19 protein-coding genes are annotated in these 24902 nt (G+C 73.5%); 17 read left to right on the top strand and 2 right to left on the bottom strand.

Annotated features, from left to right (window positions below):
* Window positions 1-169 precede the first annotated feature (169 nt).
* The 15 genes from ACFWZ2_RS05705 (at window position 170) to ACFWZ2_RS05635 (ending at window position 20901) form a co-directional block, all read left to right on the top strand.
* Complete coding sequence (locus ACFWZ2_RS05705) at window positions 170-1429, top strand: macrolide family glycosyltransferase (RefSeq protein ID WP_384542304.1); 1260 nt, start codon at window positions 170-172, stop codon at window positions 1427-1429.
* The gene (locus tag ACFWZ2_RS05700) at window positions 1426-2778 is read left to right on the top strand and encodes a macrolide family glycosyltransferase (RefSeq protein WP_384542302.1); all 1353 of its coding nucleotides are present in this window, start codon (window positions 1426-1428) and stop codon (window positions 2776-2778) included. Before ACFWZ2_RS05705 ends, ACFWZ2_RS05700 begins: the two co-directional genes overlap by 4 nt.
* Window positions 2775-4025: a cytochrome P450 gene (locus ACFWZ2_RS05695; protein WP_384542299.1), complete on the top strand. Its 1251-nt coding sequence runs from the start codon at window positions 2775-2777 to the stop codon at window positions 4023-4025. Before ACFWZ2_RS05700 ends, ACFWZ2_RS05695 begins: the two co-directional genes overlap by 4 nt.
* A complete protein-coding gene (locus ACFWZ2_RS05690; protein WP_384542296.1) occupies window positions 4022-5014 on the top strand; it encodes an ATP-binding cassette domain-containing protein in 993 nt (330 codons plus the stop codon). The genes ACFWZ2_RS05695 and ACFWZ2_RS05690 overlap by 4 nt, the downstream gene beginning before the upstream one ends.
* Window positions 5011-5883, top strand: coding sequence for an ABC transporter permease (locus ACFWZ2_RS05685; RefSeq protein WP_384542293.1), 873 nt, complete (start codon window positions 5011-5013; stop codon window positions 5881-5883). Before ACFWZ2_RS05690 ends, ACFWZ2_RS05685 begins: the two co-directional genes overlap by 4 nt.
* A gap of 12 nt (window positions 5884-5895) precedes the next feature.
* Window positions 5896-7539: a macrolide family glycosyltransferase gene (locus ACFWZ2_RS05680; protein WP_384542291.1), complete on the top strand. Its 1644-nt coding sequence runs from the start codon at window positions 5896-5898 to the stop codon at window positions 7537-7539.
* Window positions 7536-8603, top strand: coding sequence for a glucose-1-phosphate thymidylyltransferase (locus tag ACFWZ2_RS05675; RefSeq protein ID WP_384542288.1), 1068 nt, complete (start codon window positions 7536-7538; stop codon window positions 8601-8603). Before ACFWZ2_RS05680 ends, ACFWZ2_RS05675 begins: the two co-directional genes overlap by 4 nt.
* Window positions 8600-9595, top strand: a complete 996-nt coding sequence (gene rfbB, locus ACFWZ2_RS05670; RefSeq protein WP_384542285.1) for a dTDP-glucose 4,6-dehydratase — start codon at window positions 8600-8602, stop codon at window positions 9593-9595. Before ACFWZ2_RS05675 ends, rfbB begins: the two co-directional genes overlap by 4 nt.
* Window positions 9592-10905: a lipopolysaccharide biosynthesis protein RfbH gene (gene rfbH / locus ACFWZ2_RS05665; RefSeq protein ID WP_384542283.1), complete on the top strand. Its 1314-nt coding sequence runs from the start codon at window positions 9592-9594 to the stop codon at window positions 10903-10905. The genes rfbB and rfbH overlap by 4 nt, the downstream gene beginning before the upstream one ends.
* Window positions 10906-10928: 23 nt before the next feature.
* Window positions 10929-12197, top strand: a complete 1269-nt coding sequence (locus ACFWZ2_RS05660; protein WP_384542280.1) for a nucleotide disphospho-sugar-binding domain-containing protein — start codon at window positions 10929-10931, stop codon at window positions 12195-12197.
* 148 nt (window positions 12198-12345) lie between these two features.
* Window positions 12346-14331 (top strand): hypothetical protein, encoded by a 1986-nt coding sequence (locus tag ACFWZ2_RS05655; protein WP_384542278.1) that lies wholly within the window; start codon window positions 12346-12348, stop codon window positions 14329-14331.
* Window positions 14324-16420 carry a TOMM precursor leader peptide-binding protein gene (locus tag ACFWZ2_RS05650; RefSeq protein WP_384542275.1) on the top strand — a complete coding sequence of 699 codons (2097 nt, stop codon included), beginning with the start codon at window positions 14324-14326 and terminating at the stop codon, window positions 16418-16420. The genes ACFWZ2_RS05655 and ACFWZ2_RS05650 overlap by 8 nt, the downstream gene beginning before the upstream one ends.
* A gap of 11 nt (window positions 16421-16431) precedes the next feature.
* A complete protein-coding gene (locus tag ACFWZ2_RS05645) occupies window positions 16432-18069 on the top strand; it encodes a hypothetical protein (RefSeq protein ID WP_384542272.1) in 1638 nt (545 codons plus the stop codon).
* Window positions 18066-19655: a SagB family peptide dehydrogenase gene (locus tag ACFWZ2_RS05640; RefSeq protein ID WP_384542269.1), complete on the top strand. Its 1590-nt coding sequence runs from the start codon at window positions 18066-18068 to the stop codon at window positions 19653-19655. The genes ACFWZ2_RS05645 and ACFWZ2_RS05640 overlap by 4 nt, the downstream gene beginning before the upstream one ends.
* Window positions 19656-19704: 49 nt before the next feature.
* The gene (locus tag ACFWZ2_RS05635) at window positions 19705-20901 is read left to right on the top strand and encodes an NAD(P)/FAD-dependent oxidoreductase (protein WP_384542267.1); all 1197 of its coding nucleotides are present in this window, start codon (window positions 19705-19707) and stop codon (window positions 20899-20901) included.
* Window positions 20902-20924: 23 nt separating this feature from the next.
* Here ACFWZ2_RS05635 and ACFWZ2_RS05630 read toward each other — a convergent pair whose 3' ends face one another.
* Window positions 20925-21518, bottom strand: a complete 594-nt coding sequence (locus ACFWZ2_RS05630) for a DNA-binding response regulator (RefSeq protein ID WP_384542264.1) — start codon at window positions 21516-21518, stop codon at window positions 20925-20927.
* Between the two features lie 596 nt (window positions 21519-22114).
* Here ACFWZ2_RS05630 and ACFWZ2_RS05625 point away from each other — a divergent pair.
* Together ACFWZ2_RS05625 and ACFWZ2_RS05620 are read left to right on the top strand one after the other, a co-directional pair.
* Window positions 22115-23428 carry a cytochrome P450 gene (locus ACFWZ2_RS05625; protein ID WP_384542261.1) on the top strand — a complete coding sequence of 438 codons (1314 nt, stop codon included), beginning with the start codon at window positions 22115-22117 and terminating at the stop codon, window positions 23426-23428.
* Window positions 23425-24537 carry a methyltransferase gene (locus ACFWZ2_RS05620; RefSeq protein ID WP_384542259.1) on the top strand — a complete coding sequence of 371 codons (1113 nt, stop codon included), beginning with the start codon at window positions 23425-23427 and terminating at the stop codon, window positions 24535-24537. The genes ACFWZ2_RS05625 and ACFWZ2_RS05620 overlap by 4 nt, the downstream gene beginning before the upstream one ends.
* On the opposite strand, the gene ACFWZ2_RS05615 is transcribed toward ACFWZ2_RS05620, so the two are convergent.
* Window positions 24512-24739, bottom strand: coding sequence for a response regulator transcription factor (locus ACFWZ2_RS05615; RefSeq protein ID WP_384542256.1), 228 nt, complete (start codon window positions 24737-24739; stop codon window positions 24512-24514). The two genes, ACFWZ2_RS05620 and ACFWZ2_RS05615, sit on opposite strands and share 26 nt — an antisense overlap.
* Between the last annotated feature and the right edge of the window lie 163 nt (window positions 24740-24902).

Genomic DNA, 24902 nt, shown 5'->3' with positions numbered 1-24902 from the left:
TGGGAGTCGCGGCAGGACCTCATACTCAGGTGGGAGGTCGTATATCCAACTCCGGGATGGGGTGCGGGAAAAGGTGTACGGAGCAGTCGAACCGCCCTACCAGTACCGATAATTCCTTTGCTACGGTGCGGTTCTGAATTCCGTCCGTCCGGAGACAGCAGGTGGAACGATGTCCCATATCGCCTTCTTCAACATTCCTGGCGCCGGCCATGTCAATCCGACCGTGGGAATCGTCGAGGAGCTGGTGGCGCGCGGGCACCGCGTCAGCTATGCCGTGACGGCGAGCCAGGGCGCCGAGGTGGCGAAGGCCGGCGCGATGCTGGTTCCGTACGAGACGACGATGAAGCGCTTCCGGGCCACCATGACCCAGCTGGAGGACAACGACCGTTTCACGACGGGCGACTTCGTCCAGGTGCTGCGCGGTCTGACGCAGGAGACGGAGGCGCTGCACCCGGCGCTCGACCGCGCCTTCGCCGGTGACCGGCCCGACCTCCTGGTCTACGACGGCCTGTCCGGCTGGACCGGCCGACTGCTCGCGGAGAGCTGGGGCATCCCCTCGATCCGCAGCATCCCGACCCTCGCGACGAACGAGCACTGGTCCCTGGCGACCGACGGCGAGTACGCGTCCTTCGACGGCGAGCAGTCCGGGCTCAACGAGCTGTACCGCGACATCGGCGTGATGCTGGAGCGGCTCGGCGCGGGCATCTCCACGCAGGAGTTCTTCGCCTCCAACGACCGAGGCCCCGCCCTGGTGTTCATACCCAAGGAGTTCCAGTACCGGGCCGAGACGTTCACCGACGACTTCCACTTCGTGGGCCCCGGCTGGAACGAGCGGAAGCTCGACGGCGACTGGCGGCGCCGCGGACCGGGCGAACGCCCCCTGGTCATGGTGTCGTTGGGGACGATCCACAACGACGACGTGGCGTTCTTCCAGCAGTGCGTGGACGCCTTCGCCGATGCCGCGTGCGACGTGGTGATGGCGGTGGGCGGCCAGGTGGATCTGGACCGGCTCGTGGGGGTGCCGTCGCATGTGGAGGTGCGGCGCCACGTGCCGCTGCTGCGGGTGCTGCGTGAGGCCGATCTGTTCGTGACGCACGCGGGGATGGGCAGCGTGATGGAGGCTCTGTCGTTCGGTGTGCCGATGGTGACGGTGCCGCAGATGGCGGAGCAGCGGGCGAACGCCGACCGGGTCGTGGAGCTGGGCGCCGGAGTACTGCTGCACCGCGACGAGGTATCGGCCAAGTCACTGCGGGCCGCGGCGGATGCGGTCCTTGGCGATCCGGGGTACGCGGAGCGGGCCGGGGTGATGCGCGGGCACATCGAGCGGTCCGGTGGCGCGGTCGAGGCGGTCGACGTGATCGAGTCGCTGCTCGCACCGGCACCGGCACCGGCTGCCCCCGGCACCACCCACGCCGGAGCCGCCCGATGAGCGGCGGACGCACGGCACACATAGCCTTCTTCTCGCTGCCCGGCAGCGGACACGTGAACCCCGCCCTCGGCGTCGTCGAGGAACTGGTCGCGCGCGGCCACCGCGTGAGCTTCGCCGTGACCGAGCGGTTCTCGGAGGCCGTGGCGGAGGCGGGCGCACGGCTCGTCCCGTACGAGTCGACGATGGACGGGCTCCCCGCCAAGGACGACCCGGCCGACCGCGCGGAGCGCTTCGGCAGCGACGACCTCGTCCGGGTGCTGCGCGACCTGCTGCGCGAAACCCTCGCCGTACTCGGCCCGTTGGACCGCTTCTGCGCCGAGGACCGCCCCGACCTCATCGTGTACGACGACCCCTCGGGGTGGGGCGCCCGGCTCGTCGCCGCGCGGCGCGGCATCCCCGCCCTGCCGTACCGCACCACGTTCGCCGCGGGCGAGGAGTGGTCGCTGGCGGAGCAGCACACCGACGTCGACGTGTCGGACCCCGAGATCATGCGGATCTACCGGGGCATCGCCAAGCTGCTCGCCCGCGTCGGCGTCCGGATGCAGCCGCAGGAACTGATGGCGGGCACCGACAAGGGCCCCGCGCTGGTGTTCGTGCCCCGCGCGTTCCAGTACCGGGCCGAGACCTTCGGCGACGACTTCCACTTCGTGGGCCCCTGCCTCGCCCGGCGCGCCTCCGAGGGCGACTGGCGGCGCGCACACCCCGAACGGCCCCTCGTCCTCGTCTCATTGGGGACGATCCACAACGGAGACCTCTCCTTCTACCAGCGGTGCGTGGACGCCTTCGCCGATGCCGCGTGCGACGTGGTGATGGCAGTGGGCAGCCAAGTGGACGCGGACCGCCTCGTGGGGGTGCCCTCGCACATGGAGATACGTCGCCACGTGCCCCAGCTGCACGTGCTCCGCGAGGCCGATCTGTTCGTGACGCACGCGGGGATGGGCAGCGTGATGGAGGCCCTGTCGTTCGGCGTCCCGATGGTGACGGTGCCACAGATGGCGGAACAGCGGGCGAACGCCGACCGGGTCGTGGAACTGGGCGCCGGAGTACTGCTCCACCGCGACGAGGTATCGGCCAAGTCACTGCGGGCCGCGGCAGATGCGGTCCTCGGCGATCCGGGGTTCGCGCAGCGGGCCGGAGTGATGCGCGGGCACATCGAGCGGTCCGGTGGCGCGGTCGAGGCGGTCGACGTGATCGAGTCGCTGCTCGACGCGGAGCCGGAGTCCGTGGAGCCGCAGTCCGCCGAGCCGGAGTCCGTGGAGCCGATGGCCGCCGAACCGCAGGCCGCCGAACCGCAGCCCGCCGCTGCGACGTCCGGCCCCGCCCCCACCCCCGCCGGAGCCGGTCGATGACCGCCCCCGTCCTTATCGACCACCCCGCCTTCTTCGGGGACCAGCACGGCTATTACGAGCGCGTACGAGAGGACACCCCTGGGCCCCACCTGGTGCGCAACCCGCACGGGCTTGAGTACTGGCTGGTCACGCGGCATGCCGAGGCCAAGGCTGTGCTGCTCGACGCGCGGTTTTCCAAGGAGCCCCGGCTCGCGGCGCCTGCCCTGAGCGCGGCGGGCTATCCCGACCAGGGGCCTGGCAGCTTCTTCCTGCCGCTGGTCAACAGCGATCCGCCGGACCACACGCGGCTGCGCGCGCTCGTCTCCGGCGCGTTCACCCCGCGCCGCGTCGCCGAACTCGGCCCGCGCGTCGAGGAGATCACCCACCAGCTCATCGATGAATTCGACGCGGGCGCCGGACAACCGCCCGTCGACCTCATGGCCGCCTTCGCCTTCCCGCTCCCCGTGCTCGTGATCAGCGAACTCGTCGGTGTGCCGCACCGCAGCAGGGCCGCCCTGATCGCGTGGGCCACGCGGATGCTCACCGTTTCCGGGACGGCGGGCGGCGGCCCCGGCGAGCGGACCCGGCGGCTCGGCCTCTGGTTCGCCTCGCTGGTCGCCGCGCGGCGACCCGGCGTACGCGGGGACGTACCGCCGGAGGAGCAGCCCGATCTGCTGAGCGCGCTGATCGCGGCGCACCACCAGGAGGAGCGGCTCAGCGACGAGGAACTCGTCAGCCTGCTCGTGCTGTTGCTGGTCGCCGGGCACGAGACGACCACCGGCATGATCGGCAACGCGGTCGACGCCCTGCTGCGCCACCCCGAGCAGCTCGCCAGACTGCGCGCCGAACCGGACCTCATGCCGGGCGCCGTCGAGGAACTGCTGCGCTACGAGGCCTCGTTGGCGCGTACGACCCTGCGGGTGGCCCGCGAGGACGTCGAGGTGGCGGGCGCCGTCATCCCGGCCGGTGCCATCGTCAGCGTCTCACTCGCCGCCGCCAACCGTGACCCGGACGTCTGCCCGGAGCCGGGGCGCCTCGACATCGCGAGGGAGCGGGCCCCGCACCTGTCGTTCGGCCACGGCATCCACTTCTGCCTGGGCGCGCCGCTGGCGAGGCTCCAGGTGCGTACGGCGTTGACCGCACTGCTCGAGCGCTGTCCCGGACTCGCGCTCGCGGACCCCGGCCAGCCGCAGCACTGGCGGCCCGTCGGCGACATGCGGGGGCTGCTCACGCTGCCGGTGCGCCTCACCTCCGGAGCCACGGCATGAGCGACGGCATGATCGAAGTGAGCGCCCTGCACAAGCGGTTCGGTGCCACGCCCGCGCTGGGTGGCGTCGATCTGTCCGTCGCGCCCGGCACCGTCTGCGGTCTGCTCGGGCCCAATGGCGTCGGCAAGACCACGCTGGTGCGGATCCTGGCCACCCTCGCGCGGCCGGACGCGGGAAGCGCGCGCGTCGCCGGGCACGACGTGGTCGACGAGGCCGCCGCCGTGCGCTGCCGCATCGGGCTCACCGGGCAGTACGCCTCCGTCGACGAGCTCCTCAGCGGCCGGGACAACCTGGAGATGTTCGCCCGGATGTACCGGATGCGCGGCGCCGCCGTGCGCGGACGCGCCGCCGAACTGCTCGAACGCTTCGGGCTCCAGGACGCCGCGCGGCGCCCCGTGCGCACCTACTCCGGCGGCATGCGGCGCAGGCTCGACCTGGCGGTCAGCATGATCGTGTCGCCCGCGGTGGTCTTCCTCGACGAGCCGACCACGGGACTCGACCCGGAGAGCCGGGGCGAACTCTGGGACAGCGTCCGTGAGTTGGTGCGCGGCGGTACGACCGTGCTGCTCACCACGCAGTATCTGGAGGAGGCCGACCACCTCGCCGACCGCATCGCCGTCCTCGCCAACCCGGACGGCGCGGGCGGCCGCGTCATCGCGAACGGTTCGCCGGACGAGCTGAAGGCGTCGCTCGGCACCGAGCACATCGACCTGACGGTCCGCGAGGCGCATCAACTCGACCTGGCCGCAGCCGTGTTGGAACGCGCGGGCGGCGGACAGCGGGCCGAGGTCAGGACCGAACTGCGCCGGGTGACCGTCGCCGCGGGAACGGGCGAGGCGCACGGCACCGCCGTACTCGCCGCCGCACTGCGGGAGCTGGCCGCCGCGGGCGTCGCGGTCGAGGACCTCGCCCTGCGCCGCCCCACCCTCGACGAGGTCTTCCTGCGGCTCCTCGGCGACGCCCGCCGCACCCAGGAGGCGGCACGGTGAACCGCACCGCCCTCGCACGGCGCGCCCCGCTCGCCGTGCCGCCCCTCGCCATCAGCCCGGACGAACCCTGGTACGTCAGGCTCCGCTGGTGCGCGGGCGACGCCGCGACCGTCACCCGGCGCTATCTGAGCCATCTGCGCAGCGCCCCCGAGCGCGCCGCGATGGCGCTGCTCCTGCCGCTCCTGTTCACCGTGCTCTTCGTATACGTGCTCGGCAGCAACATGCAGGCACCGGGCGGGAGTTCGTACGTCGACTTCCTGCTGCCCGGGATGCTCGCGCAGATGACGGTGTTCGGTGTCTCCGCGAGCGCGGGAGTCGTCGTCGAGGACAAGGAGAAGGGGGTCATCGACCGCTTCCACTCGCTGCCGATGAGCCGCGCGGGCGTCCCCCTCGGGCAGTCGCTCGCCGAGATCATCGGCGGCGCGGTCAGCCTCCTCGTGATGGCGGGCTGCGGACTCCTCGTCGGCTGGCGCCCCGGCGGCTCGGGACCCGGCATCGCCGCCGCTTTCCTGCTGCTCGTCGCCGCCCGCTACGCCTTCAGCTGGCTGGGCATCTGGCTGGGCCTCGTGGTGTGCTCCCGCGCGGTGACCGACCTCATCGGCATGCTGACGTTCCCGCTCACCATGGTCTCCAACATCTTCGTCCCCGCCGACGGCATGACGCCCGCCCTGCGCCTGGTCGCCGAGTGGAACCCGGTGAGCGCGATCGTCTCCGCGGCCAGGGGACTCTTCGGCGACCCCATGGCCGTGCCGCCCGACGCCGCCTGGCCGACCGCCCACCCCGTCGCCGCGGCGCTCGGCTGGTGCGCGGTGCTGCTCGCGGTCTTCGGGCCGCTCGCGGTGCGCGCCTTCCACACCCCGCGGTACTGAACGGAGCACGTCATGGCACACATCGGGTTCTTCAACATCCCCGGATTCGGGCACGTCAACATCACCCAGGGCCTGGTCGCGGAACTCGTCGCCCGCGGACACCGGGTGAGCTACGCCGTGCCCGCCGCGTACGGGGCGGAGATCGAGCGCGCGGGCGCCCGCCTGGTGCCGTACGACACCACGCTGACCGACCCCAGGGCCACCCTCGCGGCGACCGCGGACCCGGACCGGCTGACCACCGTCGACTACGTCCACAACCTGCGCGGCCTGACCCGCGAGACCCGCACGATCGTGCCCCCGCTGCTCGACGCCTTCCGCGCGGAACCGCCCGACCTGATGCTCTACGACGGGGTGCTCGGCTGGGCCGGACGCATCGTCGCCGACGCGCTCGGCGTGCCCGCGATCCGCTGCGTGCCGACGCTGGCCGTCAACGAACACTGGTCGCTGGCCTCGGCGGGCTACGCGCACTTCGATCCCGCGGACCCCGAACTCGCCGCCGTCTTCCGGGAGATGGGCGCCCTCTTCCAGGACCTCGACGCGCCGGGCGCGGCACGGGACTTCTTCGGGGCCGGGGCGCCGGGGCCGCGCCCCACGACCCTGGTGTTCCTGCCGCGCGCCCTGCAGTGCGCGGGGGACACCTTCGACGACAGCCACCACTTCGTCGGGCCCTGCGCGGCGCCCCGCACCCTCGACGGCGGCTGGACGCCGCCCGGCGACGGACGCCCCGTGGTCCTCGTGTCGCTCGGCACCGTGCAGAGCGGCAGGCCGGGATTCTTCCGGGACTGCGTCGATGCGCTGCGCGCAACCGACTGGCACGTGGTGATGGCCGTCGGCGCACACGACCCGGCCGGGCTCGGCCCGCTCCCGCCGCACATCGAGGCGCACGCCCACGTGCCCCAACAGGCGGTCCTGCGGCACGCCGACGCGTTCGTCACCCACGCCGGCATGGGCAGCGTCCTGGAGGCGCTGAGCAGCGCCGTGCCCATGGTCACCGTCCCGCAGATGGGGGAGCAGCGGGCCAACGCGGACCGCCTCGCGGAGCTGGGCATCGGCGTCCCGCTGCACCGCGACGCGCTCGACCCGGCCGCGCTGCGCGCCGCGGTCGCCGGGCTGCTCGGCGACCCGGTGGCGCAGGAGCGCGCCCGCGCCATGCGCGAGCAGATCCGCGCCGCCGGGGGCCCCGCGCGGGCCGCGGACATCGTGGAGCGCCACCTGCCCGCCGTATCCACCGCGTCCGCCGTATCCGCCGCGACTGTCGCGTCCGCCGTATCCACCGCGACTGCCGCGTCCGCCGCGACTTTCGCGTCCGCCGTATCCACCGCGACTGCCGCGTCCGCCGCGTCCGCCGCGACGTTCGCGTCCACCGCGTCCACCGCGTCCACTGCGCCCGCCGCGACTTTCGCGTCCACTGCGCCCGCCGCTCCTTTCGCGTCCGCCGCGCCCGCCGCTCCTTTCGCGTCCACCGCGCCCGCCGCTCCTTTCGCGTCCACCGCGTCCGCCGCGCCCGCCGGGTCCGCCGTATCCGCCGCGACGTTCGCGTCCGCCGCGACGTTCGCGTCCACCGCGTCCACCGCGTCCACCGCGTCCACCGCGTCCGCCGCGTCCGCCGCGCCCGCCGCGTCCACCGCGTCCGCCCGTACGGAAGGAGCATCGTGAAAGCACTCGTGCTCGCGGGAGGCGCGGGGACGCGGCTGCGGCCCATCACCCACACCTCCGCCAAACAGCTGGTGCCCATCGCCAACAAGCCCGTCCTCCACTACGGCCTCGAAGCCATTGCGGACGCCGGGATCAAGGAGGTCGGCATCGTCGTCGGCGACACGGCCGCCGAGATCGAGCGGGCCGTCGGCGACGGCTCGGCCTTCGGCCTCGACGTGACGTATCTGCCGCAGGAGAGCCCGCTCGGCCTCGCCCACGCGGTCCTGATCGCCCGGGAGTTCCTCGGCGACGAGGACTTCCTGATGTACCTCGGGGACAATTTCATCCTCGGCGGGATCACCCCGCTCGTGGACGGCTTCCGCGCCGCGCGGCCCGACGCGCAGATCCTGCTGACCCGGGTGGCGGACCCCAGCGCGTACGGGGTGGTGACGCTCTCGGAGACGGGCCGCGTCACCGGCCTGGAGGAGAAGCCGGAGCGGCCCAAGAGCGATCTGGCCGTCGTCGGCGTCTATCTCTTCACCCCGCTCATCCACCGCGCCGTACGGGCCATCTCCCCTTCCGGACGCGGCGAGCTGGAGATCACCGACGCCATCCAGTGGCTGATCGACGAGGGCAGGGACGTCCGCCCCGCCATGATCAGCGGCTACTGGAAGGACACCGGGAGCGCCGCCGACATGCTGGAGGCCAACCGGCAGGTGCTCGAACAGCTCGAACCGTCCGTCGAGGGCGTGGTGAGCGCCGACAGCGAACTCATCGGCCGGGTGCGGATCGGCCCGGGCGCCGAGGTGCGCGGCTCGCGCATCGTCGGGCCCGCCCTGATCGGCGCCGGATCGTCGATCGTCAACTCCTATGTGGGGCCCTCGACGTCCATCGCGGAGAACTGCCGTGTCGAGGACAGCGAGATCGAGTTCTCCATCGTCCTCAACGACTCCTCGATCACCGGTGTGCGCCGCATCGACGCCTCGCTCATCGGCTGCCACGTCGAAGTGGCCCCCGCTCCACGCCGCCCCGCAGCCCACCGCTTCATGCTGGGTGATCACAGCAAGGTGCACATCACGTCATGACCGTTCCGTACCTCGTCACCGGCGCCGCCGGGTTCATCGGCTCGCACTTCGTCCACGACCTCCTCGGCCCCGGCTCGCCCGCCGACGCGCGGGTCACCGTCCTCGACGCGCTGACCTACGCGGGCGACCCGGCCCGCCTCGGCGCGCTCAGGGACGACCCGCGGCTGCGGTTCGTGCACGGCGACATCACCGACGCCGCGCTCGTGGCCGGCCTCGTCGAACCGGGCACGGTGATCGTCAACTTCGCCGCGGAGACGCACGTCGACCGCTCGATCGCCGACTCCGGAGCGTTCGTGCGCAGCAACGTCCTCGGCACGCACACCCTCCTGGAAGCGGCGCGGGCCGCCGGGGCCCGCACCTTCCTGCACGTGTCCACGGACGAGGTGTACGGCTCGATCGACGAGGGGGCCTGGACCGAGCAGTCGCCGCCCGACCCGAACTCGCCGTACGCCGCGTCCAAGGCGTCCGCCGACCTGATGGCCCTCGCGTACGCCCGTACGCACGGACTCGACGTCCGCATCACCCGGTGCAGCAACAACTACGGCACCCGCCAGCACCCGGAGAAGCTCATCCCGCGCTTTGTGACGACTCTTCTTGAGGGCGGCTCCGTGCCGTTGTACGGGGACGGCGAGAACATCCGGGACTGGCTGCACGTCAGCGACCACTGCCGGGCCATCAGGCTCGTGATCGAGCGCGGCGCCCCCGGCGAGGTCTACAACGTCGGCGGCGGCACCCAGCTCACCAACCGCGCGCTCACCGGGATGCTCCTCGACGCGTGCGGTGCCGACTGGAGTTCGGTGCGCCGCGTCGAGGACCGCAAGGCGCACGACCGCCGCTACTGCGTGGACGACAGCAAGCTCCGCGGCCTCGGCTACCGGCCCCGCGTCCCCTTCGAGGAGGGCCTCGCCCGCACCATCGACTGGTACCGCGCACGGCACGCCGCAGGGACCGGCCGCCCCGCCGACGCCCTCGACCCGGCGGGCGCCCGATGAACGCCGAACTCGCCAGGCAGCGCGTGCTCGACGCCGTACGCGACTACCAGGAGGTGCTCGACGCCGAGTGCGAGCCCTTCGACCCGGGCGTCAGCGAGGTCTGGCCGTCCGGCGCGGTGCTCGGCGCCGACGACCGCGCCGCCCTGGTCGAGGCCGCCCTGGACCTCAGGATCGCCGCGGGCCCCGCGTCGCGCCGCTTCGAGTCCGCCTTCGCCCGCCGGATGGAACGCCGCAAGGCCCATCTGACCAACTCCGGTTCCTCCGCGAACCTGTTGGCGGTGAGCGCGCTGACCTCGCCGCAGCTCGGGGACCGGCGGCTGCGCCCCGGCGACGAGGTGATCACCGTCGCCGCGGGGTTCCCCACGACGGTCAACCCCATCCTGCAGAACGGCCTCGTGCCGGTCTTCGTGGACATCGACCTCGGCACATACAACACCACCGCCGACCGCGTCGCCCGCGCCATCGGGCCCCGCACCCGCGCCGTCGTCATCGCCCACGCGCTCGGCAACCCCTTCGAGGCCGCCGGGATCGCGGACCTCGCGGACGCGCACGGACTCCACCTGGTCGAGGACAACTGCGACGCGGTCGGGGCCCGTTACGACGGGCGGCTCACCGGCACCTTCGGCGCGCTGTCCACGGTCAGCTTCTACCCGGCGCACCACCTGGCCATGGGGGAGGGCGGCTGCGTCCTCACCTCCGACCTGGCGCTCGCCCGCATCGTGGAGTCACTGCGGGACTGGGGCAGGGACTGCTGGTGCGAACCGGGCGAGAACGACCGCTGCCTGAAGCGGTTCAGCCACCGCATGGGCACCCTGCCCGCGGGCTACGACCACAAGTACATCTTCTCCCACGTGGGCTACAACCTGAAGGCGACCGACCTCCAGGCGGCGCTCGGCCTCGCCCAACTCGCCAAGCTGGACGGCTTCGTGGCCGCGCGCCGACGCAACTGGCGGCGGCTGCGCGAGAGCCTCGACGGGGCGCCGCACCTGATCCTGCCGCGCGCCACCGAACGGAGCGAGCCCAGCTGGTTCGGCTTCGCCCTCACCGTGGACCCTCAAGCGCCCTTCACCGCACCGGAGTTGATCGCGCACCTGGAGAGCCGCGGCGTCGGCACCCGGCGGCTCTTCGCGGGCAACCTCACCCGGCACCCCGCCTACTCCGACACCCCGCACCGGATCTCCGGCGAGCTCACCAACAGCGACATCGTCACGTCCCAGACCTTCTGGGTCGGCGTCTACCCGGGCCTGACCGACGAGATGCTCGACCACATCGCCTCCACCGTCAAGGAATTCCTCGCGTCCCGGGGCTGACCCGCCCAGAAAGGAGCGCCTCCATGCGTGTCCTGTTCGTCGTCTTTCCCGCCACCGCGCACACCTTCCCCGTCGTGCCGCTCGCCTGGGCGCTGCAGAACGCGGGCCACGAAGTGCGGGTCGTCACCCACCCCGACATGACGCGCCCCGTCACGGAGGCCGGGCTCGCCGCGGTGCCGCTCGGCCGGGGCGACGAGCTCGACGAGATCGTCGCGTACAGCCGTGACCCCGCGCTCCTCGACGGCCTCGCGGGCGACCTGGCCGCCGACCCCAGGGACTGCCCGGACTGGGGCGAGAAGTGGTTCAAGCTGACCCGTCTGTTCGCCCGGCTCCGCCCGCTCCTGGAGGACCTCGCGGGCACGGCGGTGCGCTGGCGGCCCGACCTCGTCCTGTGGGACCCCTTCTGCCTGCCCGCCGCCATCGCGGCCCGGCTCAGCGGCGCCGCGCACGCCCGGCTGCTGTGGGGCCAGGACACCATCGCCTGGCTGCGGCAGCGCTCGCTGCGCTACCGGGCCGAGCAGGCCACCGGATCCGCGGACGTCTGGCCCGAGCCGCTCGAAGAGGTCATGCAGCAGCTCCTGGAACCGTACGGCCTGCCGTACGAGGAGGAGTTGCTGCTCGGCCAGTGGACCATCGACCCGATGCCGCCGGGCATGCGCCCCTCCGTCCCCGGCGACCTGCGCTACGAGAGCATGCGCTGGATCCCCTACAGCGGCGGCGCGACGGTGCCCGACTGGCTGCACGCGCGCCCCTCGCGCCCCCGCGTCTGTCTGACGCTCGGCGTCGGCGGCCGCGGCAGACAGCTGTTCAAGGAGAGCGGTGTGTCGGTGGCCGAGGTCCTCGCCGCCACCGAGGGCCTCGGCGTCGAACTGGTCGCCACGCTCACCCCCGACCAGACGGCGGGCGTCAGGATCCCCGACCACGTACGGGTCGTCGACTTCCTGCCGCTCAGCCAGCTCCTGCCGGAGTGCGCCGCCGTCGTCCACCACGGGGGCGAGGGCACGTTCTCCGCGGCCGCCGCGCTCGGCGTGCCCCAGCTCATCGTGCCGATGCCGTACTGGGGCGAGCGCTCGGCGGCCCGCTACGCCACCGAGCGGTACGCGGGACTCACCCTGGAACCGGACCGGTTCAGCCCGGACGCGCTGCGGGACGCGGTGCGCAGGCTCGTGTCGGAACCCCTGTTCCACAACGGCGCCACGGTGCTGCGCCAGGAACTCGCCACGCTGCCGGGACCCGCCGAACTCGTCCCCGTTCTGTCCGATCTGACCCGCCGCCACGCGCGGTCCGCCTGATCGGGGGCGGACGGAAGTGAGGCAGGAAACCCCACTCGAGTCGGAGCCGGACCCGCGACTCCGTCCGGCGGGCGGACCCGAGAAAGCAGTCCAGGGACGGACGACCGCGGCACCGGCCGCTGGCACGATCACCGAGAAGAGCCCATCCATGACAGTCCACCCGGACGAGCCGAACGCGGAGCGAGCCATCATGCGGAGCGATGTCGCGGCCATGTGCCCGCGGATGAGGGCCGGGGTGTTCTTCACCCCGGCCCCCGAGGGCGACGGTGTCCTGCTGACCGACGGCAGTGACGTCGTCACCTTCCAAGGGGCCTCCACCTACACCTGGCTGGAGAAGCTCTCCCCCCATCTGAACGGCGGCCACAGCGTCGGGGACCTCACCTCCGGACTGCCGCCCGCCAAGCGCCGGATGGTCGAACGGCTCGTCGGCGCGCTGCACGACGCGGGCCTCGTCCGTGACGTGGGCGCGGACGAGCCGCACACCCTCTCCGACGCGGACGTGGCGGCGTACGCCTCGCAGATCGCCTTCGTGGAGGCGTTCCGCACCTCGCCGGCCCGCCGCTTCCAGCGCCACCGCGAGACCCGTGTCGCCGTGGTCGGCACGGGCGCCGTGTTCACCGCGCTCGTCGAGGCCGTCCTGCTGACCGGCGTGGCCCGCGTGACGGCGCACCCCGTGACGACGGACCCCGCCGAGCACACCCGCCTCACCGCGCTCGCCGCATCGGCGAAGGACCGCGACCCCGGCCAACTCCTCGCCGTCGCACCGCTCGACGCCACGGACCCGGCGGCCCTGACCCGCGCCGCCGACTCCGCCGACGTCCTCCTCGCCGCGACGGACTCCGCGGAACCGGCCCTGCTCACCGCCCTCGACGAGACCTGCGCGACCACCGGCACGACCCTCGTCGCGGCCACCGTCGTCGCCGACGAGGCCTGGATCGGCCCGGTCTGCGCACCGGACGACGGTCCTGGCGCGGCGCGCTGGGGAAGCCTGTGGCGACGGGTCGGAGCGGCGGACCGGGAGCGGGGCGTGGACGCGCCGGCACCGGCGGGCCGCTTCCTCACCGGGCCCGTGCCCGGCATCATCGCCAACCATCTGGCGTTCCGCGTCTTCGAGTACGTCACCGGGGTCGCCGACGACGTGCGGGGCGCCGCCGCGGGAGCCTCGGCGCGGGTGGTGTGCCTCGACCTGGAGACGCTCCAGACGGTCACGCACACCCTGTCCCCGCACCCGGACGCGGCACCGTCCGCCGTCGAAGGCGCGGCCGACGAGGTCGTGGACGCGGCCGAACTCGCCGAGCGGGCCGAGGCGTTGACCGACGCCAGGCTCGGGGTGCTCGCGCCGGTGACGGAGGACCACCTCGACCAGTTCCCGCTGCGCGTCGTGCGGCTCGCGGTGGACGACCCCGGGCGGCCGGGCGCGCCGTTCGACGTGTGGGGCGCGGGACCGGACTTCGACGCGGCCAGGGACGCGGCCCTGCGGCACGGCCTCGCCGCGTACGCGGTGCGGGCCGCGGCCCCCGGGGACGTCCGGGGCATCGCGCTCGCGGACGGCACGGCACGGCAGGTGCCGGGGGAGCGGTCGGCCGACACGGTGCCGGCCGGTGTCGCGGGCGGGATCAGCCGGGACGACGCCGTGGAGCAGGGCCTGCTCGACCACGTCGTACGCGGTGTCCCCGCGGACGCGGTTCCGGCAGCGGCGGTCCCGCTGGTCCTTGAGGGACTTCGGCTCACCGGGACCGCCGACCGGTACCTCGGTCTGCTCACCGCCCTGGGCGGCGACCTGCGCGCGTACGAGGTGACGGCGCCCGACGGCGCCTTCCTCCGCACGGTGGCCCTGGACGGTGAACTCGTCGCCCACGGCGCGGGGTTCACCGCCGACGAGGCCCTGGAGGCGGCGCTCGGCCGGCTGCTCCTGAGCCATCAGGCGGCCGCCGCGGGCCAGCCCCAGTACGGCCCGTCCCCCGCGGTGCGGCTGCGGACCGGCCACCGCGAACCGGGCGAAGGGCGGTACGGCCCCCTGGTCGAAGCCCTGCGCGCGCAGGGCAGGGAACCGGTGGCGGTCCCGCTGGACGGCGACGCCGCCGTGACCGGCGTACTGCCGCACCTGCTCAGGGTGGTGCTCCTCGATGGCTGAGCACCCGCGCCCCACCGTCGCCCTGATCGGCGACGACGGTCTCCTGGACGAGGCGGTGGCCGCCGTCGCCGCCCGCGCCTTCCACGTCGTACGCCCGGACGGCACAGGCACAGGAACAGGCACAGGCACAGGCACAAGAACGGGCCAGGACGGCGACGGCACCCCCGACGCCGCCGTCCTGGCCGCCGCGCTCGCCCCCTGCGCGGCCGTCCTCCTCGTCGGCGACGCCCCGCGCGCCACCGCCGTCGCCCGGGTGCGCGAGGCGGCCGCGCTCGCCGGGATCCCCTGGCTGCCCGTGTTCGCCGCGGCGGACGCCGTGCACGTCGGACCGCTCGCGGGCACGCCCGCCGGTGGCTGCCCCGGCTGCGCCGACTGGCGGCGCAGGCTCGCCCGCGACAAGGCGAGGGAGCACGAGGCGCTGCGCGAGCGGCACGGCACGCGGCTCACCGAGCGGCCCTCGGCGCTGCGCACCAGGCCCGCCGCCGCGGTGGCCGCCGAACTCGCCGTCGACCTGCTCGCCAGGGACCTGGCGGGCGAGCCGCCCCGGCCGCACGGCACCGAAGGACCCGACCGTGAGGTGGCGGGCCGCAGGCCGGGCGACCGGTTCCTGCGCGTCGACCTCGCGTCCCTCGCGGTCGGCTCGCACCGCTACCTCCCGTACGCGCCGTGCGAGCTGTGCGGCGGACTGCCGCAGGACGCCCCGGACGACGCCGTCGTCGCACCCGCCCCGCGGCCCAAGCGGGCGCCCGACGTCTTCCGCGTGCAGGACGTCCTCGCCCGCGCGGACGAGCTGTACGACCTGTATGTGGACGGCGCGGCGGGCGTGGTGCCGTCCGTCGACGACGAGCGGTCGGGACCGCTGCCGCGCGCCGTCGCGCCCCTGAGCTCCCTGCGCGGCAACAGCTCCCAGCACGGCTGGGGCCGCACCCTCGACTACCGCTCGTCGCGGATCACCGCCGTCCTTGAGGCCCTTGAACGCTTCGGCGGCGAGCAGCCGCGCGGCCGGCGCACCGCCGTCACCGCGAGCCGCCGCGCACTGGGCGAACGGGCCGTGGACCCAAGGGTGTTCGGCCTGTACCCGGACGAGCGCCACGACCTGCCCGGCTTCCCCTATGTGCGCTACGACGACGACCTGGTGATGCCCTGGGTCTGGGGATACTCCTTCGGCAGGGGCGAGCCGGTCCTGGTGCCCGAGCGGTACGCCTACTACGCCGCGCACAGCCACGACGAGCCCCGCTTCGTCTACGAGATATCCAACGGCTGCGCGCTCGGCGGCTGCCTGGAGGAGGCGATCCTGTGCGGCCTCCTCGAAGTCGCCGAGCGGGACGCCTTCTTGATGACCTGGTACGGCCGCATGCCCATTCCCCGCATCGATCCGGGCTCGGCACGCGACCGCAGGATCCCGCTGCTCATCGAGCACTTGAGGCAGCGCACCGGATACGAGATCCAGCTCTACTCCGCCACCCTGGAACAGGGCGTGCCGTGCTTCTGGGCCGTCGGCCTCGACGCCCTCGACGACCCGGGCAGGCCCAAGGCGCTGTGCGCCGGAGGGTCCGGCCTCACCGCCGAGAAGGCCGTGCTCAACGTCCTGCACGAGATGGCGCACCTGCTGGAGCACGCCAAGATCTACGACGCGGACGAGCGGGAGCGCGCGGCCGCCATGGTCCGCGATCCCTCGCTGGTCAAGGTGATGGGCGACCACTCGGTGCTCTACAGCCACGAGGACGCGTTCGACCGCTTCGACTTCCTGCTCACGGAGCGCCCCGCGCAGCCGTTCAGCGACTTCGAAGCGGCGTGGAAGTGGCCCGAACACACCGACCTGAGCGACGACTTGGCCGAGCTGGTCCGCCGCTACGCGGACCGCGGACTCGACGTGATCGTGGTCGACCAGACCACCCCCGAGCACCGGGCGGGCGGCTTCGCCTGCGTCAAGGTGATGGTGCCCGGCACGCTCCCGATGACGTTCGGGCACCGCAACCGACGCGTGGACGGCCTGCCCCGCCTCCTGAACACACCGTACGAACTGGGGTACGCCGAGCGCCCGTTGACCCCCGCCGACATCAACCCGCACCCCCACCCGTTCCCGTGAGGAGTTCCGCGATGACCCTCACGCAGCGCCCCGCCCACCCGGCCCGGGCCGTGGGCGGCACGACGCCCGGCGAGCGCTTCTGGCGGCGCTCGCTGTACGACTACGCCGCCATGACCGCCGAGGCGCCGGGCGGCAGGGAGGGCGGACCCGGGGAGCCGGAGCGGTTCCGGCGGTTCGGGGAGCTGCGCCGCTTCCCGCTGCCCGCGCCCCCGTCGACGCTGTCCGCCCCGGTGGCGGCGCCGAGCGCGGACTTCCACTCGGCGCTGCTCCACTACACCAACGGCGTGCTCCGCACCGAGTTCGGCCCGACCGCCCGCTGGCCCTACCACCGGGCCACCCCCTCCGCCCGCTGCTTCGCCCCCGTCGACACCTACCTGTGGACGCCGGGACACGACGGCCTGCCCGCAGGGCTCTACGCCCACGACGCGGCCCACCACGCCCTGGTCCAGCTCAGGCCGGGCGACTTCGGCGACGTCGTCGGCAAGGCGCTCGGCGCGCACATCGACGGCGCCGTCGGCGTCCTGATGCTGTCCACGGTGTTCTGGAGAACCGCCTTCCGGTACGGCAGTTACGCGTACCGCCTGTGCGCGCAGGAGACCGGCCTGGTCGCGGGGAACGCCCTCCTCGTCGCCGACGCGCTCGGCGTGCGGGGGCAGGTGCACCACCAGTTCATCGACGGTGTCCTGGAACGGCTCATCGGCGTACGCCCGCCGCAGGAGAGCGTCGCCCTGGCCCTGCCCCTGTACCCGGCGGGACCGGACGCGGCGGGCCGTCCCCCGCGCCGCAGGGCCGCGCACGTCACCGAGGCGGACCTCGCGGACGGCCCCTGGGCGGTGCCCGTCGACCGGCCCGCGCCCTCGGGCGGCCACGACGACCCGGCCGGGCTCGAACACTGCCCGGAACTGGTCGAGTTGGACCGCGCGGCACGGCTGACCGACACGGCGTCCTTCGCCGAACTGCCCGCAGCCGCAACCGCAGCCGCAGCCGCAGCCGCAACCGCAGCCGCGGACCCGGCGCTGCACGCGCCGCTGCCCGACCTCGCCCGCGCCCTGCGCGACCGCACGTCGGGCAGCCTCGTCCTGCGCGCCGCGGGGCCGCCGGTCCCGGCCGCGACGGTGCACCGGATCGCCGACCGCCTGCCCCACCCGTACACCTCGGACGCCCGCCCCCACGGCGCGCCGTCCCCCATCACCGCCCACCTGTGGGCCTCCCGCGTCGACGGCCTGCGGCCCGGTGTCCACGAGGTGACGCCGCACGGGCTCGTGCACCGCGGGGAGGTGCCGCTGGAGCGGCTCGGGGCCGAGGCGCCCAACATCGACTACCGGTCCGTGCCCGCGGTGCTCTTCCTCTCCGGCCCGCGCCGGGCCGCCCAACTGGCCTTCGGCGACCGGGGGTTCAGGGTCCTGCACCACGAGGCGGGCCTGCTCGCGCAGCGCGCCTGCGTGCTGAGCGCGGCCGAGGGGCTCGCCGCGCGCATCCACAACGGCTACGACGCGACCACCCTGTCGCGCGCCCTGTCCCTGCCCGAGGGCCACGAGCCGCTGTTCCAGATCGTCCTGGGCACGCCGGGCCCCGACGAACGCTGCCTGCTGCCCGTCCCCGGCCGAACCCCCGCGGCAAGCGCCCACCCGGAAGGGGCCCGCCAGTGACCACGTACCCCACGACGGCCCTCCGGTTCCTCGGCACCGGGCACCAGCCGCCCGACGCGCTGCCCTCCGCCGACATGGCACAGTTGCCCCCGCTCTACAAGAGCTACCCGGACGCCCCGCGCCATCCGCTCACCACACCCGGCGAGGCGCCCTCCGACGCCTCCGGGGAGCGGCTCTCCTGGCTGCTGCGGCAGACCAACGGGCTCACCCGGATGCGGTGGATGAGCGGCATCATGCCGACCGGACTCGCCACCGCCGCCACCGAGGCGGCACGGGAGCGGCGCGTGATCCTCGCACCGGGACGCCCCGGCGCGGCCTCCGGGTCCCGCTATCCCGTCGAGGTGTACGTCGCGCACGGCGACACGGACGGCACGGCGGCAGGCCTGTCCCACTACGACCCCGCGCACCACGCCCTGGAGCGGCTCAGGGACGGCGAAGGGCGGGACCTGCTGCTCGCCCGTCTCGCCGAACCCCCGGCCCGGCGGCCGGAGTTCGTCCTCCTCCTGAGCAGCGTCCTGTGGCGCAACTCCGCCAAGTACGGCTCGTTCGGCTATCGGCTGCAGAGCCTGGACTGCGGCGTCGCGGTGGCCCAGGCGGTGGCCGCCGCCGAGGGCTCGGGGCTCGAAGCCGTCGTCCATCTGCGGTTCGACGACCGGGAGCTGGACCGCCTGCTCGGTCTCGACCCGTCGGCGGAGAGCGTGTTCGCCGTGGTCACGGTGCACCGTCCCGCGGGCGACGGGCCGCAGGAGGCGCGGCGGATTACCGGGCAGGAGCCGTCGGGATGGCGGGGCGACGTGCCCCGCGAGCGCCCCGCGCCCCGGCCCCTCACCGGCATCCCCGCGGTCGCGGACGCCGCCGCGCTGCACGAGGCCATCCTCGACGCGGCGCCGGGCGGCGGAACCGGCACCGGGGGAGGGACGCCCCCGCCCCAAGAGCCCGCGCCGCATGCGCCCCCCACCCCCGACGCCATCCCCCTGCCCCCCGTACACCCCACCCCCGAAAGGGGATTCACCCGGCGCCGCACGGTCTACGGCTTCCGCCCAGGACCGGTCTCCCCGGACGCGCTCGCGTCGCTGCTCGCCACGGCCACCGTGCCGGTACGCCACGACCTGCCGCGCACACCGGACGGCGACGCGGTGCGGATCGCCGGGGTGGTGCGCGGGGTGACGGGCGTACCCGTGGGCGCGTATCTCTACGACCGCGGACCGCACGCCCTGGCCCCCACCCGGGGCGCCGACGCGGCGACCGCCCTGCTGCACGCGGCCAAGAGCCCGATGCTGGCCGACGAGTGCCGCACCGCGACCGCGACCCTGGTGGTCTGCGGCGATCCGCGCGGCGGAGTCCTCGCGCACGGCGACCGCTGGTACCGCATGCTCACCATCGCGGCGGGCACGGCCGTGCAGCGCGTCGCCCTCGCGGCGGCGGCCGCCGGGCTCGACAGCCATGTGCACTGCGACTTCGACCTGACGGGCATCGCGGACGTCCTCGCCCTGCCCGCGCCGCTGCAGCCCCTCGTCCTGGTGACGGTGGGGCGCGCGGCCCCCGAGCGGACGGATCCGCAGCTGCCCCTGCGGGGGCGCCGATGACCGCCGACGGCCGCGTACGAACGATCACGAGTGAGAGGGACACCCACTGATGGAGTCATACGACGTGGTGGTCGTGGGCGCACGGAGCGCGGGCGCCGCGACGGCGATGCTCCTGGCCAGGGCCGGGCATCGGGTGCTGCTGCTCGACCGCTCCCGGTTCCCGAGCGACACGCTCTCCACCCAGCACATCCACCGGCCGGGGCTTCGACTGCTCGACCAGTGGGGCCTGTTGGGCCCGTTGGCGGACGGCGGATGCCCGCCGGTGCGCCACATCTCGTACACGCTCGGGGACCTCAGGCTCGAAGGACCCGTGCCGGTGGAGGAGCGCATCGACGCCGTGTACGCGCCGCGCCGCTACGTCCTCGACGCTCTGGTCGCCGACGCGGCGGTCGCGGCGGGCGCGGAGTTCCGGGACGGCTGCACGGTCACCGGGGTGCTCTCCGGCGACGACGGCAGGACCGTCGGGGTCACCTGCCGCACGGACGGCGGCGCGACGGAGGAGATACGGGCCCGCCTGGTGGTCGGGGCGGACGGCATGCGCTCCACGGTGGCCCGCCTGGTGGGGGCCGCGACCGAACGCGAGGACGCCCCGATGACCTGTGTGTACTACGGCTACTGGGCCGGTCTGCCCGCACAGTTCGAGGTCCATGAGCGTCAGGGACGGCTGATCGGCGTGGTGCCGACGCACGACGAACTCACCCTGGTCGCCGCGTACTTCCCGCAGGAGGAGTTCCCCGCCGTACGGCAGGATCCCGCCCTCGCGTACGCGGAGGCCCTGCGCAGCACCGCCCCGGAACTGGCCGAACGGGCCGCCGGTGCGCGCCGCGTGGAGCGGCTGCGCGGCACCGGCAGCCAGTTCAACTTCTTCCGGCAGGCCACGGGCCCCGGCTGGGTGCTCGTGGGCGACGCGGGCTGCCACAAGGACTCGATCACCGGCACCGGCATCAGCGACGCCTTCGAGCAGGCGGCGGCGCTGGCCGACGCGGTGGGTTCCGCGTCGGCCACGGAGCCGGGGCCCGGTCCCGGTGACGCCGCCGCGCTGGACGCGGCGCTGCACGGCTTCGCGGCGGCCCGCGACCGGTTGATGGAGCCGCGCTACCAGATGGCCCTGGACAGCGCGGGACTCCAGGTGACGGACGAGCGAAGGGAATTCCTGCGGTGGATCGCGAGCGATCCGGGGTCCACCCGGGCGTTCCTCTCGGTGGCGGTGAGCCACGTCGACGCGGCCCAGTTCTCCCCGGCGTGAGCCGGGGCCCGGCAGGCGGCGGGTCAGGCCGCGGGGCAGGCGCGCACGAGCCCGGTCTCGTAGGCGAGGATGACGGCCTGGGCGCGGTCGCGCAGGCCGAGCTTCTGGCAGAGGTGGTAGAGATGCGACTTCACGGTCGCCTCGCTGAGGGACAGCTTCTGGGCGATCTCGCAGTTGGAGTGGCCGTTGGCCACCAGGGCCAGCACGTCGCGTTCCCGGTGGGTGAGGCGCGACAGATGCGAGCCGGGGACCACCGTGACGCCGGGCGAGCGGCTGACGAGCCGGTTGATGAGGCCCACGGCCGTCGGCGACTTCAGGAGCATGGCACCGGCGGCGATCTCGCGGATGGCGGAGGCCAGGGTGTACGGGTCCCCGTTCACCGGAAGCACCCCGCGCACGCCGCCCCGGAGCGCCGAGAGCAGCTCTTCGTGCTCCAGGGAGTCGCAGAGCATCAGGACCCCGGCCCCGGAGGACGCCAACTCCGGGCAGGCTCCCAGCTCCTCGGCCACCGCGATGCCGTCCATGACGAGTGGATCATGGCTGACCACCACCACATCGGGCCGTTCCGTGCGCAGGGTCTGTGCCACGTCCTGCGCGTCCCAGACCTCCGCCACCACGGAGATGTCGGGCTCCCGCGCAAGGACTCCGATGAGTCCCGCCCGCGCGAGATGTCGCGCGTCGCAAACGGCAATCCGGATACAATTAACAGGAGCTATTTGACGCATAGGCTGTCCCCCGCCTGATTGTTCACAGCGTTCTGGCCGCGCTTTTACGCAGTATTCACCCGCTGAGTCGCGGGCGAAATGGAACTCTTCGTGGGCCGTCACACACCCGAACCCGTATGAACTCGCCTTGACTGGTCTGGACCACGAGAGTGATCAGTACAGTACTCGACTGACTGGTGCTGGTCCAGATTGGTTCAACCCGATACTTCTGGGCAACTCCCCGGCTCCGCGTGATCGTTGATCTTCCGGTGTCAAGAGCGTCCCGCGGCATCCCGGTCGCTCTCACGCCGCTGTATCAGCATTCAACTCGCGCGCGCTATGCATTCTTTATCGGACCGCGGCACCACCCGCCCAGGGGGAGACCGCCCGCCGGTCTCAGCCTCCGGTCGGAGAGCCGATACACCGTCCCGGACGGACGACACGGGCCGCGCCCGGTGCGAAGGTGAACCGGTCGTCCGGGACCAGGCGAGACAGATCAGGAGACACGGATGCCGGTGCAGCCGCGGTCCGAGCCGTTGGCCGGATTCAGCCCCTACGGCCTGCTCACACGGTCGGCCGAGACGCACCGGCTCATCCGCGCGGAACCACCCGTCCGGCTCGTCCGCGAGGAGAGCGGCTTCACCTACTTCCTGGTGTCGGGCCACGCCGAGGCGCGCCGCGCGCTGCGCGAACCGCGGCTCTCCAACGACCCGCGGCGCCTGGGCCACGCGGCAGGCGCCGCCGTCGCGTACTCGCCCATGGCCAACGACGATCCGCCCGCCCACACCCGGCTGCGCAAACTGGTCTCCCACGGGTTCACCCGGCGCCGCATCGCCGCCCTCGGACCCCGGATCGAGCGCACCGTCGCGGAACTGCTCGACGCCGTGACGCCCACCGGGCACGCCGACCTGATCGCCGACTTCGCCTTCCCGCTGCCCGTCCTCGTCATCAGCGAACTCCTCGGCATCCCCACCGGCGACCGCCCCGCGTTCCGCGCCTGGGCCGCGCGCACCCTCTCCGTGGAGACCGGGCCCCGCACCCGCGACGAGCGCTCGCGGAAACTGCGGGCGTACTTCGGCGGGCTCGTCGAGGAGAAGCGGGCCGGGGTGCGCCACGACCTGCCGCCGGACGAACAGCCGGACCTGCTGAGCGCCCTCCTTGTGGCGCAGGGCGCCGACGGGGAGCACGACGGGCGGGACGGCGGCGGGCTCAGCGACGACGAACTCGTCGGCCTCGCCATGCTGGTGCTGGTCGCGGGCCACGAGACCACCACCAACCTCATCGGCAACGGACTGCTCACCCTGCTCGCCCACCCCGGCCAGCTCGCGGAACTCCGCGCGGACCCGGCGCTCCTGCCGGGCGCCATCGAGGAGCTGCTGCGCTACGAGGGCTCCGCGGGACAGTCCTCGCTGCGCGTCGCCGTCGAGGACGTCGAGCTGGGCGGCACGGTCATCCCCAAGGGGTCGGTGGTGAACGTCGGCCTGTCCCTGGCCAACCGGGACCCCGACGCCTTCCCCGGATCGGCCGCCGTCGCGGGCTCCGACGACTTCGACATCCACCGCGCGCCCAACCCCCATCTCGCCTTCGGGCACGGCATCCACTTCTGCCTCGGCGCGCCCCTGGCACGGGCCCTCGCGTCCCACGCGTTCGCGGCGCTGCTCGCCCGCCTGCCCGGACTCGCCCTCGCCGTGCCGCCCGCGGAGCTGCGGTGGCGGCAGATCAGCATCCTCTGCGGCCTGACGCGGCTCCCTGTCTCCTTCCGACCCGAAGCCGGACCCGAAGCCAGTCCCGAAGCCCGACCCGAAGAAACGAGCGCCGAATGACCACGGCCCACACGTCCACGGAACACCCCTCCCAGGAACACCCCTCCCCGGACCACCCGGCCGCCCCCGACGCCGCAGGCGCCCCCTTCGACCCGGGTGCCGCCGCCCACCTCTACCGGCTCGCCTTCGGCTTCGTCCCCGCGCAGATGATCCACGTCGCGGTGCGCCTGCGGCTGCCCGACCTGCTCGCCGAGCGGACCCGGACCGCCGAGGACCTCGCGGCCGAGGCCGGCGTCCAGGCGCAGGCGCTGCGCCGGGTGCTGCGCGGCCTCGCCTCGCTGGGCGTCGTGACCGAGACGGCGGAGGGCTTCGGGCTCGCACCGGCCGGGCAGCTGCTCCGCTCGGACGTGCCGCACTCCCTGCGGCCCATGCTGCTGCCGTACTTCGACGAGGGCATCTGGGCCGCCTGGGGAGGCCTCCTGGACGCGGTGCGTACGGGACGGCCCTCCATCGAGACGGTCACCGGCGGCCCTGTCTTCGCGTACTTCGAGCAACACCCGCAGCTGGGCGCGGAGTTCCACGCGGCGATGTCGGTCAGCGCGCAGGCGGAGGCGTGGGCCGTCGCGGAGGCGTACGACTTCTCGGACGTCTCCACCGTCGTCGACGTGGGCGGCGGGGACGGCACCCTGCTGACCGGCCTGCTCACGCGGCACCCGCACCTGCGGGGCGTGCTCGCCGACACGGCGCAGGGCGTCGCGGGCGCGCGCGACAAGCTCGCGGACGCGGGCGTCGGGGAGCGCTGCGAGGTCGTGCCGGGGGACTTCTTCGCGTCCGTGCCCCGGGGCGGCGACCGTTACGTGATCAAGAGCGTGCTGCACGACTGGGACGACGACCGGTGCGTGGACCTGCTGCGCAACTGCCGTGCCGCGATGGGCGACACGGGCCGGGTCATGGTGGTGGAGATCGTGGCACCGCCCGTCGTGGACGCGGGCACCGATCCGTTCCTCGCGGTGAGCGACCTCACCCTGATGGTGCTCACCCCCGGCAGGGAGCGCACCGCCGACGAGTTCGACGAGCTGTTCCGGCGGGCCGGGCTCGAACTCGTCGGTCGCAGCGGGCCCTTGGGGTTCAGCGGCTACCGGATCATCGAGGCCCGCAGTTCTCGGTGAGGCTCAGCCGGATGAGGTGCGCGACGGTGGGCGCGGAGCGCTTGTTCCTGATGCGCCGCAGATACGTGCTCACGGTGTGCACGCTGATGCCCATGCGCCGGGCCACTTGCTTGTGGGAAAGGCCCGCCGCGATATGGGCGAGGACCTGACGTTCCCTGAGGGACAGCGCCGGTGCGTTCTCGGGGCGACTCTGTACTGGCATTTTCCCTCCGGGAGGGACTGTCAACTCTGGTGCTGCGACGGCCTCAACTTGATCTAACCATGGTCAGGAGCAAACACAAAGGAAACCTCGCATCCCGAGGGATGAGACGGGGACATTGAACCCGAGCGCTGTTGTCAAGTCACCAATTCGAGCGACTTTAGGT

Origin of the sequence: Streptomyces sp. NPDC059002, assembly GCF_042740435.1 — a bacterium.
In the GTDB taxonomy this organism is placed as follows: Bacteria; Actinomycetota; Actinomycetes; order Streptomycetales; family Streptomycetaceae; genus Streptomyces.
Note: the sequence above shows the minus strand (reverse complement) of the source record. Positions and strands in the feature narration are given on the sequence as shown.